This window comes from Mycobacterium sp. (assembly GCF_032162605.1).
Classification (GTDB): domain Bacteria; phylum Actinomycetota; class Actinomycetes; order Mycobacteriales; family Mycobacteriaceae; genus Mycobacterium.
The window spans coordinates 1-11,761 of sequence record NZ_JAVROT010000318.1 but is presented as its reverse complement, the minus strand read 5'-3'; the positions used below and the strand labels follow the sequence as shown (position 1 = coordinate 11,761).

The following is an 11,761-nucleotide window of genomic DNA, read 5'->3' as shown; positions in this document are numbered from 1 at the left end:
GTATCCGACGTCGCCGCTGGACATGTAGCCATCGTGAAAGTCCTTGCTAGCCCCTGACGTATAGCCGTCGAATTGGGTGGAGTTGCGCACGAATATCGTGCCGACGTCGCCGGTGGGAACTTCGTGGCGCTCGGCGTCGAGGATGCGGATGTCGGTGCCCTCGGCGGCCCTGCCCGCGGTGTCCGGTGCGGCGCGCAGGTCGGCCGGGGTGGCGGTGGCGATCATGCCTGCCTCGGTGGCGTTGTAGTTGTTGTAGACGACGTCACCGAATCGGTCCATGAAGCCGGTGACGACGCCGGGGCGCATGCGGGAGCCCGATGCGGCGGCGAACCGCAGCGACCGCCCGCTGTATTGCGAGAGCACGTCGTCGGGCAGGTCCATGATTCGGTCGAACATGACTGGGACGACGCACAATCCGGTGGCGTGATGCCGGTCGACGAGCTTGAGGGTGGCTTCCGGGTCGAACTTGCGCCGGGTGACGACCGTGCACGCCATCGACGCGGCGAGGACCAACTGCGAGAAGCCCCAGGCGTGGAACATCGGCGCGACGACGACCGTGACTTCCTCGGCGTGCCAAGGGGTCCGGTCGAGAATGCCCTTGAGGGTCAACGGGCTGCCGCCAGAGTGGGTGGCGCCCTTGGGAGTTCCCGTCGTACCCGAGGTCAGCAGGATGACCCTCGACCTGCTGTCGGCGCGGCGCGGCTGCCTGCCGAAGTGCTCCGCGATCATCGTCTCCACGGTCAGCTCGTGGTCCGGCTTGTCGGTCCACGCGACGATCCGCACCGCGTCGGGTTCCTTTGCGAGCGCCCGTTCGACGGTTGGGGTGAACTCCTCGTCGTAGACGATCACGTCGACTTTCTCGCGCGTCACCACCTCGGCGAGCGCAGGCCCGGCGAACGAGGTGTTGAGCAGCAACACGTCCGCGCCGATGCGGTTGGCGGCGATCAGGGACTCGATGAAGCCACGGTGGTTGCGCGCCATGATCCCGATGACCGCCGGAGCCGCCCCGGCGGCGACACGAGACTGCGGAGCCGCCGGTAGTGCCTGCAGTGCCGCCGCGAAGGCGTCGGCCCGCTGGTCGATGTCGCGCCACGTCAGCGTGCCCAGCTCGTCGACGAGTCCGGGCCGGTCGGGACATCGTTGGGCGGCGCCCGCGAACCCCGACGTGATGCTCGTGTTCTCCCGGGCCATCGCGGCGGCGATCCGCAGATACTTGTCGGGCCGCAGCGGGGCGATGACGCCGGACCGCACCATGGTGGTCAGCAGGCCGAGCGCGCCGGTGAGCTGTTCGGTGATTGCCACGGGGTCAGCCAAGCACGGGAAGGCGTCGTTCCTTGGCGAGCTCGTCGAGAGCCTTCTGCATGACGTGGCGCACGTGGGCGTCGACCTCGTCGACGTCGGGATCCTCACCGAACTGGGCCACGATGTCGATCGGCGCCAGCACGCGGGTGACGATCTTCGTCGGCAGCGGCACGTTCACGGGGAGTACGGCGGAAAGGCCGAACGGAAAGCCGAAGGAGATCGGCAGGATCTTGGCCCGCAGCAGCTTGTCGAGGCGCAGGGTCTTGGCCATCCATTCGCCGCGGGACAGGAACAGTTGTGCTTCCTGCCCGCCGATCGACACCGAGGGAACGATCGGCACGCCGGCGTTCAGCGCGGCACGCACGTACCCGGTGCGGCCGTCGAAGTCGATCTTGCTCGCGCTCGACGTCGGACGGTAGACGTCGTAGTCGCCGCCCGGGAAGACGACGACCACGCCGCCGGAGCGCAGTGCCTCGTCGGCGTTCTCGTGGTTGGCGGGGATGAAGCCGGTCCTGCGGAAGAAGTCGCCGGTCGGGCCGGCGAAGATGATGTCGTGGCTGAGCGTGTACACCGGCCGCTCGTAGCCGAACCTCTCGTAGAAGCCCGTCGCGAACACCGGTACGTCCATCGCGAAGAGCCCGCCCGAGTGGTTGCCCACGACGAGGGCACCGCCGGGCGGGAAGTCGTCGAGTCCGCGCACCTCCGAGCGGTGGTAGCCCTTGATCAGCGGCCGTAGCCAACCCATGACCCGTTCGGTGAGGCCGGGGTCCCACTTGGTGACCGCGCTCGGTACGACGTCGGGCGGGTCGATGTCATTCGCCTTCACGGGTGCCCCTTGGGTGAAATTGGAACGTGTTCTAGTTTCACCCTACCGGGACTGGCGCGGCCTGCGAAATGGCGCGGCCGGGCTAGATGGCAGCGATGTACTCCGAGGTGTAGAACTCGGCGGGGGTCTGCGAGTGGTCGGACGGTCGTTCGACGATGACCCACGCGCCCGTCGCGCCCGAGGCGATCGGGCCCTGCACCGTCGCGGTTCCGGCGCCGACGCCGTCGGTCTGGACTGCCCCGGTGAGGACGCCGGGGGCGCCGGGCGCACACCCGATCGAGGCGCGTGGGGTCTGGATGACGCGGAAGTCGTAGTGCGTGTAGGGCAGGGCGGTGGCCATCTCGATGGTGGCGGTCACGGTGCCAGAGCCATCGCTGGTGACGTGGGCGACGGGTCGCGCGTAGCCAACCGCCTCGACCCACTTCTGCTTGCTGAAGTCGCAGGCCCGCCACTGGCCGGACAGGGGCATCATGGCGGCGCTGGCAGACGGCGCGGACACCAGCGAGCCGAGGCCCACCAGGGTCGCCGCCAAGGCGGCAAACATCGCCGACGTCAATTTACTCATAACTCAACATAGCGCTGGTTGTCGGGACCCACGCAGTATCCCCAATCACAGAAAGGGTGTGACCTTGACCTGAACTGGGCTTGAGGCAGCACCATGGCGCCATGAACGACGTACTGACCGAGGCGGACCTGACCGCCTACCTGACGCGGACCGGCTACCGCGGGGCCCTCCAACCGACCCTCGGGGCGCTGTCTGCGCTCGTCGCCGCGCACAACGAGTCGATCCCCTTCGAGAACCTCGACCCGCTCTTCGGGGTGCCGGTCGATGATCTCGGCGCCGCTGCGCTGGCGGACAAGCTGGTGCACCGGCGTCGCGGCGGTTACTGCTACGAGCACAACGGGCTGATGGGATTCGTCCTGGAGCGGCTCGGTTACGCCGTGGACCGACTCGCCGGACGCGTGGTGTGGATGAGCGAGCCGGGCAGCCCCCTACCCGCGCTGACGCATCAGGTGCTGTCGGTGGCGGTCCCTGGCGTCGGCGGGCGCTACCTGGTGGACGTCGGATTCGGCGGTCAGACGCTCACGTCACCGATCCGCTTGGCCGTAGACGAGGTCCAGCAGACCCGTCACGAGCCGTACCGCCTGGTCCGCGGCGAGGACGGGTCGGCGTTGCACGCCCAGGTCCGTGGGCAGTGGCAGGCGCTCTACGAGTTCACCGAACGCCCGCAGTCGCGCATCGACCTGGAAGTCGGCAGCTGGTACGTCTCGACGCATCCGTCGTCACCGTTCGTCACGGGCATGACGGCGGCGCTGGTCACCGAGGACGGGCGGTGGAACCTGCGGGGGCGCAACCTGGCGATCCATCGTGGCGGCAACACGGAGAAGGTGCGGTTCGACAACGCAGCACAGGTGGTCGAAGCGTTGTCGAGGATGTTCGGCATCGACCTGGCGGACGTCGCCGATGCCGACGTCGTGCAGGCCAGGGTGGCCCAGGTCCTCGACTCTTAGCTAGGGGCCGACGACGAAGCTCCACGGGTCGTCGGCGGCCAGCGCCATGCGGCCCAGCCTCCTGGCGTGCCGTCCCGTGGTACCGAACTCGTCAGCCCAGCTCCTAGCCCGCATCGTCGCCAGCCAGAGCTGGTGCTCGGCCGTGACACCGATGGCACCGTGCAACTGGTGCGCGATCGTCGTCACCGGCCCGACGGCACGGCCCACCGCCACCTTCGCGACGGTCACCGCGTAGTCGGCACGTGGGCTCTCGAAGCCGTAGTCGTTTGCCGCCGCGATCGCCAAAGCCGTTGCCGCGCGGCCTCTCTCGACCTCGCCAATGAGAGCGGCCAGGGAGTGTTGAACGGCCTGGAACCTGTTCAGGGCGCGGCCGAACTGGATGCGTTCGCTGGTGTGGACGGTGGTGAGGTGCACGGCGGCGTCGAACGCGCCGATGATCTGCACGCACCGCGCCCACGCGCCGCGACGCACCAGCTCGTCACCGACGTCGCGGGGAAGCTCGACGAGGTCGTTTAGCGGAAGGTCGAAGGCCAGCTCTCCGCGTGGTTCCCCGGCCAGGTTGTACGTGGCGGCCGGCACGGGCACCGGGTCCAGTGCCGCGACGAACGTCGCGTCGACGCCACGTGCGGCCAACACGACCGGACCCGCAGCGGGCCACGGCACGTCGACGGCGATGCCTGCGATCCGGCCGCCGCGCGCCTCGACGTCGGCGATCGCCACCACGAGGGGCCCGTCCGCGGGGACTTCGAGACCCGCCCGGTCCGCCAACCATGCTGCGAGGAGATCGGTTTCGGCGACCGGCACGGCGGCGGCGTAGCGCGCCAACACGCCGAGTACCACCGCGGCGTCCGCCGGGTCGGCGCCCTGATCGCTGGTGAGCCGGGTCAGACCAGACGCCTCCAGCACCCGCCACAGCCCTTCGTCGAAGGGCTCGGGCAGCCCGCGATGGCCAACGCGCGCCTCGAACGACCGGCGGCCGATCTCGTCGACCAGCTGCCTCAGCTCGTCGCTCACGTTGCGGCCTTCGCCGCTTTGGCGACCACGCCCCGCAGCACCTCGTTGGTGCCGCCGCGCAGGGTGAACATCGGCGAGTGCACCCGCGCGGTGGAAAGCAAGGACCGCAACCGGGCGACGTCGGGTCCGTCGAGACCATCGATCAGATCGGCTGCCACCTCCACGGACTCCTGCTCGAACCGGGTGCCGAGATCCTTGACGAGCGCTGCCCGGGCGTTGGCGTCCTGCCCGGCGGTCAACGCCCGCGCCACCGACACCGACAGCTGGCGCAGCGAGATCATCCGCGCCACCAGGTCGCCGACCTCGGCCGCGGTGCGCTCGTCGACGTCCCGACGCCGCAGAGCCCCGACGATCTCGAACAGCATCGTCGCCGTCGACAGGAAGCGTTCCGGCCCGCTGCGTTCGAAACCAAGCTCGGAGGTGACCTGGTGCCATCCGTCACCGACCTCGCCGAGCACGTCGTCGTCGGTGAGTCGAACGTCGTCGAACAGGACCTCGTTGAAGTGATGTTCGCCGTTCATGAGCACGATGGGGCTGATGGTGATCCCCGGCAGGTCGGTCGGCACGATGAACTGGCTGAAGCCTGCGTGGCGACGGTCGGGGTCCAGCGGACTGGTGCGGGCCAGCACGACGACCTGGTGGGCGAGATGCGCGCCGCTCGTCCACACCTTGGTGCCGTTGAGAACCCAGCCGTCGCCATCGCGCATCGCCCTCGTCTGCACGGCGGCGAGGTCGGAACCCGCGCCGTGCTCACTCATGCCGATCGAGGAGTAGAGCCGTCCAGCCGCGATGCGCGGCAGTAGGCGACGGCGCTGATCCTCCGTCCCGTAGGTCAGCAGCGCGGGGGCGACCTGGCGGTCCGCGATCCAGTGCGCGCCGACGGGGGCTCCGTGGGCGAGCAACTCCTCGGTCACCACGTATCTGTGCAGGTAGCCGAGACCGCGCCCGCCGTACTCGACCGGAATGGTCAGGCCGACGAAACCCGCCTCGGCGAGCCGCACGCTGAAGTCGACGTCCCAGCTGGACAGCCAGCAGTCGACGGCGGGCGTCCAACCGAACCGGTCCCGATCGCTCGCCAGAAACGCCCGGACCGCCGAGCGGAGCCCGGCGAGGTCGGCATCGTTCGCACACAGCGCATCGAATTCGCTCACTGGCACCGGAGTCTAGTGCCGCAGCGACACAGCAGGAATCGTCATGTCGCCGGTCGCGGCGCGGACCATACTCGGTCATTGTGAGCGATGGGCCCCGGTGACCCGTTGTCCTGGATGAGGAGGACCTGACATGGCAACCGTGTACTTCACCGCGTCGAGCATGGACGGCTTCGTGGTCGATGACGCAGGCAGCCTTGACTGGCTGACCTCGCGCGACGTCGACCCAGGTGGCCCGTTCGGGTACGAGGCGTTCGCGAAAGGCGTTGGGGCGCTGGCGATGGGGTCGACCACCTACGAGTGGATCGTCGAGAATCAGCCGGGGGACTGGATGTACGAACAGCCGAGCTGGGTGCTCACCCACCGGCCCGAGATCATCGTCGACGGGCACCCGGTTCGAACGTTCTCCGGTGACGTCACCGCACTGCACCCGACGCTGGTATCCGCCGCGGCAGGCAGGGACGTGTGGCTGGTGGGCGGCGGCGACGTCGCGGCACAGTTCGTGGCCGCAGGTCTGGTGGACGAGATGATCGTGAGCTACGCGCCGTGCTCACTGGGCGCGGGGGCCCGAATGCTTCCGGTGCGTTCGGAGTGGCGGCTGACCGAGACCGCGGTGAACGGCGACTTCGTCTGCGCCCGCTGGCTCAAGCCCGCCTAGCGCTCGCCGGACGGAAGTCCGAAGCGAAGCACGAATTCCCTTGACTTGATCAAGAATTCGATCTGCTCCGACACCTCGCGCAACGGATCGGCGCTACGGGTGGACCGGCACAGCACCACCGCGCCCTCCAGGGAAGCGATGCACATGACGGCTAGCGACCGCGCGTCGGCGTCGTCGAACCCGTCGGCGACGAACGCGTGGGCCAGAGCTTCCCGCCAGCGCTCGAAGATGTCCCCCGCGATGGTGGTCAGAGCCGGATCGTCGTCGTCGGAACCGATCGCGGCGGCGACCACGGGGCAGCCTGCGGCGAAGTCACTGTCGGCGAGCGTCTGCTCCCAGAACGCGACGAACTGGCGCACCAACGAGACGCAACCCGCAGCGGCGGCTTCGTCGATGATCGCGGTGATCGAATCGCCCGCGAACTGCAGGGCCTCGGTGAGGAGCTGGCTTCGACCATCCGGGAAGTGGTGGTAAACCGAACCACGGGGGGCGCCGCTGCGCGTCAGCACCTCGTCGATGGTGACCCCCGCGGCACCCTTCTCCCGCAGGACCTCGGCCGCGGACAGGAGCATTCGGTTCCGCGTCGAGCCGCTCTTGTTCGTGACCTTGCAAGCGGCCTGCATCAGGCGGCGGCCCGCGGGTTGCGCTGCTTCCACGGCCGCCACTGGGCCAAGCGCGGCGTCAACCGGAGAACCTCGGGACGGTCGTTGACCCGGTGCGTGAATCGACGGCCGAGGATGTTGACCTCGACGATCCACATGGGTGCCTTCCTGGCTATGTGATCGAGCATAAGACTCGCAACACAGCCAGGCAGCGAATGTATTCCCCATCACAGACGACGCTCGCTAAACGAAAGCCCGCACGAAGTCGCGTACTCGGAACTATGGTCCATTGCATAATTTGTGGCCATGGCGTTCACTCCGAACATGACCACCTCGACCGCCGACGTCGACGACCGGCCCCTGGAGCGCAGGGCCGCCAGTTTCCGTGGTCGCTGAACGGTAATCGGACTACGCTGCATGGCGCAGTTCGACCGCGAAAGGCGCAAGACATGGGCCACTACAAGAGCAATGTGCGCGACCTCGAGTTCAATCTCTTCGAGGTCCTCCAGCTCGAGAAGGTGCTTGCCGGCGGCGAGTTCGGTGACCTGGACGCGGCGACGATTCGCGACATGCTCAACGAGGCGGCGCGGCTGGCCGAAGGGCCGTTGGCCGAGTCGTTCGCCGAGTCCGACCGCCACCCACCGACTTTCGACCCCGATACCCATGCCGTCACGCTGCCCGAAGCATTCAAGAAGTCGTTCAGGGCGTGGCAGCAGGGCGAGTGGTTCCGGATCGGCCTGTCCGAAGAGGTCGGGGGTGTGCTCGCACCCTCGACGCTGACGTGGGCGATCAACGAGTTCCCGCTCGGCGCCCAGCCGGCAGCCTTCATGTATCTGGCCGGGCCGGTGCTGGCCGACATCCTCTATCACGTCGGCAACTCCCAGCAGAAGCACTGGGCCGCAATGGCGGCCGAGCGCAACTGGGGCGCCACCATGGTCCTCACCGAGCCGGACGCCGGCTCGGACGTCGGCGCTGGGCGCACGAAGGCCGTCGAACAGGCCGACGGCACCTGGCACCTCGACGGCGTGAAGCGCTTCATCACCAGCGGCGACTCCGATGACCTGTTCGAGAACATCGTCCACATGGTGCTGGCCCGGCCCGACGGTGCGCGACCGGGCACCAAGGGCCTGTCCTTGTTCCTGGTGCCCAAGTTCATGCCCGACCCGCAGACGGGTGAGCCCGGCGAGCGCAACGGGGTCTACGTCACCGGTCTCGAGCACAAGATGGGCCTGAAGGCGTCCGCCACGTGTGAGCTGACCTTCGGTCAGCACGGCAGACCCGCGGTCGGCTGGCTCGTCGGTGACACCCACGACGGCATCGCCCAGATGTTCAAGATCATCGAATATGCCCGAATGATGGTGGGCACCAAGGCGATCAGCACGCTCTCCACCGGATACCTGAACGCGCTCGACTACGCCAAGACGCGCATTCAAGGCGCCGACATGACGCAGATGACGGACAAGGCCGCACCCCGCGTCAGCATCCTGCACCACCCCGACGTCCGCAGGGCGCTGCTGACGCAGAAGGCCTACGCCGAGGGGCTGCGGGCGCTGTACCTCTACACGGCGGCGCATCAGGACGCCTCGGCCGCCAAGATCGTGTCCGGGGCGGATGCGGGTCTGGCCGAACGCGTCAACGATCTGCTGCTGCCGATCGTGAAGGGCGTCGGGTCCGAGCGGGCCTACCAGACGTTGACGGAGTCCCTTCAGACCTTCGGTGGTTCCGGCTTCCTGCAGGACTACCCGATCGAGCAGTACATCCGCGACGCGAAGATCGACTCGCTCTACGAGGGCACCACCGCGATCCAGGCGCAGGACTTCTTCTTTCGCAAGATCGCCAGGGACCAGGGAGCCGCGCTGGCGCACGTCGCGGGCCAGATCCAGGCCTTCGTCGAAAGTGATTCCGCGAGAGACGAACTCACCGACTGCCGAGCCCTGCTGGCCAACGCGCTCGCCGACGTGCAGTCGATGGTCGCCACGTTGACCGGATTTCTGATCCAATCCCAGCAGAGCGCCCGCGAGTTGTACCGGGTGGGGCTGGATTCGGTGGCGTTCCTGCTGGCCGTCGGCGACCTCTTGATCGGATGGCTGCTGCTGCACGGCGCCGAGATCGCCCTAGACGCGCTCGACGGCGAGATCTCCGCCCGCGACCGGGACTTCTACACCGGAAAGATCACGGCCGCGCGGTTCTTCGCGAAGAACGTATTGCCGCGGCTGAGTGCCGAACGCAAGATCGTCGAGGCCGTCGACCTCGGCGTCATGGATCTGGACGAGGGAGCGTTCTGAAGGGCTCTCACCGGTTGTACGGCTGCTCCTGTACTCAGTGGGACGGCACCACCACTGCCTTGAGGGCAACGGCGGCGCCGTCGAGCTAGATAACTAGCCCGCGTTCTCCAGCGCCACCAGCGCCGCGGCGACCGCGAAGTAGTTACTCGCGCCGAACTGGCGGACGGTCTTGATGTCGAACGCCTCTTCGAGATGCTTCGCGTCGGCGTCGGTCACGCCGGCCAGCGCCGCGGGCGAGGCATCGAGGATCTCCTTCAGCGATTTGTCCTCGTAGGCCTTGTCGAGTGCCTTGGCCAGGTCGACGGATACCGCCATTGGTAGCTCCTTGGTAAGTTGCTCGAAATGGAGCGCTCACCCTAGCGAGCCAACCTGGAAGTCGGCTGGACGGTGCCAGACCCTACGGCGTGTAGCCGAAGGGCAGCAGTACGCTCTTGGACTCGCAGTACGCCTCGATGCCCTCGGGCCCGTTCTCGCGGCCGATGCCGGAGTTCTTGTAGCCACCGAACGGCGCGCCGGGATCGAACGCGTACATGTTGACCGCGTAGGTGCCGGTGCGGATCCTCTTCGCGATCTCCAGGGCCTTCGGGAAGTCGGTGGTGTAGACGCTGCCCGCCAGCCCGTAGGCCGAGTCGTTGGCGATGCGGATCGCGTCCTCCTCGGTGTCGAAGGGGATCACCGCGAGGACCGGCCCGAAGATCTCCTCCTGGGCGATGGTCATCGAGTTGTCGACGTCGGCGAACACGGTGGGCTGCACGAACCAGCCGCTGTCCAGACCCTCGGGCCGGCCGCCGCCGGTGACGATGCGGGCACCCTCCTCGACGCCCTTGCGGATGTAACCCTCGACGCGCTCGCGCTGCTTCTCCGAGATCAGCGGCCCGATCATCGCGCCGGGGTTGTCGGGAAGGCCGATCGGCATGTTCGAGACAGCTTCCGCAAGTTTTTCTACGACCTCGTCGTAACGCGACCGCGGTGCCAGGATGCGCGTCTGGCCGACGCAGGCCTGACCGCAGTTCATCAGGCCGGAGAACACCAGCATCGGAAGCGTGGAGTCGAGGTCGGCGTCCTCGAGGATGATCGCCGCGGACTTGCCGCCGAGTTCCAGGGTGCAGGCCTTCAGCTTCTCGGCCGCGATCTTGGCGACTTCCTTGCCGACGCCCGAACTACCGGTGAAGGTGAACTTGTCCAACTCGGGGTTGGCGGTCAGCGCGCGTCCGGTCTCGGCACCTCCGGGCACGATCGAGAGCACACCCTCGGGGAGCCCGGCCTCCGCGAACATCTCCGCCATCGCGAAGACGGACAGCGGGGTCTCGGAGGCCGGCTTGAGCACGACGGTGCAGCCGGCCAGCAGCGCGGGGCCGAGCTTGTTGGCGGCCAGGAAGAACGGCACGTTCCACGCCGTGACGGCGCCGACGACGCCGATCGGCTCCTTGAGCACCAGGGTCTGCCCGTAGATGCCGGCGCGGATCTCCTGCCAGGTGAACTTGTCCGCGGCACCGACGTAATAGTTGAACGACGACATCGCGGCGCCGTACTGCATCATGTCGACGATGGTGGGCGGCTGGCCCGTCTCGGCGGCCAGCAGGAACTTCAGCTCGTCGGCGCGCTCCTCCATGATCTTCACGGCGGCGCCGAGGACGGCGGCCCGCTCCTCGGGCGACGTGTGCGGCCACGGGCCCTCGTCGAACGCCTTTCGGGCCGCGGCGCAGGCGGCGTCGACGTCGGCCGCCGACGCCAGCGGCACCTTGCCGACCAGCTCGCCGGTGGCGGGCGAATGCACTTCGATGACGTCGGACGTGGCCGGCTCGACCCACTTGCCGCCGATGAACAGCTTGTCCCACTCGGTCTTGAAGGCAGTGCTCTGTGTCATGGCCGTCACATTACCCACCGAAGGGCCAAACGAGAACCTGTTGCAGTTCAAGGGTTCAGGACGGCTGCAACACCAATACCAGGTTGCTGACCAGAAACTCCCGCAGCACGGGCACCCGCGTCATCAACCACGCCCATCGTGGGTGGTAGCGGGGAAATGCGGCGACCAGCATCCCGGTGCTCGCGGCCCATTCGAGTCCGTCGCCTGCCGACACGGCGAACAACGACGAGCCGTAGTCGTTCTTCGGTCGGTGGCCGTGTTTGCGGGTGTACCGCTCGGCGGCGCGCGCACCGCCGAGGTAGTGCGTCATCCCCGTCTCGTGGCCACCGAACGGGCCGAGCCACACCGTGTACGACAGCACGACCAGCCCGCCGGGTTTGGTGACCCTGACCATCTCGCGAGCCATCCGCCACGGGTCGGTCACGTGTTCGGCGTCGTTGGAGGACAGGCAGACGTCGACGCTGTCGTCGGCCAACGGCAGCGCCATCCCCGACGCACGTAAGAAGCTGCCGGTGCCGGGCTCGCCCGCAGGTCCTGCGTGCATTTC

At 67.8% G+C, this 11,761-nt stretch carries 13 protein-coding genes; 3 read left to right on the top strand and 10 right to left on the bottom strand.

Going from position 1 to position 11,761, the window contains the following annotated elements; genetic code table 11:
* The 3 genes from QOI01_RS18315 to QOI01_RS18305 all read right to left on the bottom strand — a co-directional run.
* The coding region (locus QOI01_RS18315) for a class I adenylate-forming enzyme family protein (RefSeq protein ID WP_526383390.1) at positions 1–1,254 on the bottom strand (1,254 nt) is incomplete at its 3' end.
* A gap of 52 nt (positions 1,255–1,306) precedes the next feature.
* Positions 1,307–2,047: a 1-acyl-sn-glycerol-3-phosphate acyltransferase gene (locus QOI01_RS18310; protein ID WP_526383388.1), complete on the bottom strand. Its 741-nt coding sequence runs from the start codon at positions 2,045–2,047 to the stop codon at positions 1,307–1,309.
* A 163-nt stretch (positions 2,048–2,210) separates the two neighbouring features.
* Entirely contained in the window at positions 2,211–2,693 is a 483-nt protein-coding gene (locus QOI01_RS18305; protein WP_526383386.1) for a hypothetical protein, read from the bottom strand.
* A 101-nt stretch (positions 2,694–2,794) separates the two neighbouring features.
* Between QOI01_RS18305 and QOI01_RS18300 the strand changes: the two genes are divergently transcribed.
* A complete protein-coding gene (locus tag QOI01_RS18300) occupies positions 2,795–3,640 on the top strand; it encodes an arylamine N-acetyltransferase family protein (RefSeq protein ID WP_526383384.1) in 846 nt (281 codons plus the stop codon).
* Here QOI01_RS18300 and QOI01_RS18295 read toward each other — a convergent pair whose 3' ends face one another.
* Both QOI01_RS18295 and QOI01_RS18290 read right to left on the bottom strand, forming a co-directional pair.
* Positions 3,641–4,654 (bottom strand): acyl-CoA dehydrogenase family protein, encoded by a 1,014-nt coding sequence (locus QOI01_RS18295; protein WP_526383382.1) that lies wholly within the window; start codon positions 4,652–4,654, stop codon positions 3,641–3,643.
* Positions 4,651–5,805: an acyl-CoA dehydrogenase family protein gene (locus QOI01_RS18290; protein ID WP_526383380.1), complete on the bottom strand. Its 1,155-nt coding sequence runs from the start codon at positions 5,803–5,805 to the stop codon at positions 4,651–4,653. Before QOI01_RS18290 ends, QOI01_RS18295 begins: the two co-directional genes overlap by 4 nt.
* A 130-nt stretch (positions 5,806–5,935) precedes the next feature.
* On the opposite strand from QOI01_RS18290, the gene QOI01_RS18285 reads away from it, so the two are divergent.
* Positions 5,936–6,460: a dihydrofolate reductase family protein gene (locus tag QOI01_RS18285; protein WP_526383378.1), complete on the top strand. Its 525-nt coding sequence runs from the start codon at positions 5,936–5,938 to the stop codon at positions 6,458–6,460.
* On the opposite strand, the gene QOI01_RS18280 is transcribed toward QOI01_RS18285, so the two are convergent.
* Positions 6,457–7,032, bottom strand: coding sequence for a TetR/AcrR family transcriptional regulator (locus QOI01_RS18280; RefSeq protein WP_526383376.1), 576 nt, complete (start codon positions 7,030–7,032; stop codon positions 6,457–6,459). The genes QOI01_RS18285 and QOI01_RS18280 overlap by 4 nt on opposite strands.
* Positions 7,033–7,082: 50 nt before the next feature.
* Complete coding sequence (locus QOI01_RS18275) at positions 7,083–7,220, bottom strand: hypothetical protein (protein ID WP_526383374.1); 138 nt, start codon at positions 7,218–7,220, stop codon at positions 7,083–7,085.
* Between the two features lie 291 nt (positions 7,221–7,511).
* On the opposite strand from QOI01_RS18275, the gene QOI01_RS18270 reads away from it, so the two are divergent.
* Positions 7,512–9,347 carry an acyl-CoA dehydrogenase C-terminal domain-containing protein gene (locus QOI01_RS18270; protein ID WP_526383372.1) on the top strand — a complete coding sequence of 612 codons (1,836 nt, stop codon included), beginning with the start codon at positions 7,512–7,514 and terminating at the stop codon, positions 9,345–9,347.
* Between the two features lie 93 nt (positions 9,348–9,440).
* Here QOI01_RS18270 and QOI01_RS18265 read toward each other — a convergent pair whose 3' ends face one another.
* The 3 genes from QOI01_RS18265 to QOI01_RS18255 all read right to left on the bottom strand — a co-directional run.
* A complete protein-coding gene (locus QOI01_RS18265; RefSeq protein ID WP_526383370.1) occupies positions 9,441–9,662 on the bottom strand; it encodes a hypothetical protein in 222 nt (73 codons plus the stop codon).
* Positions 9,663–9,744: 82 nt separating this feature from the next.
* A complete protein-coding gene (locus QOI01_RS18260; protein ID WP_526383369.1) occupies positions 9,745–11,214 on the bottom strand; it encodes an aldehyde dehydrogenase in 1,470 nt (489 codons plus the stop codon).
* Between the two features lie 55 nt (positions 11,215–11,269).
* Positions 11,270–11,761 (bottom strand): class I SAM-dependent methyltransferase (locus QOI01_RS18255; protein ID WP_526383367.1); only part of this gene is annotated, 492 nt, incomplete at its 5' end.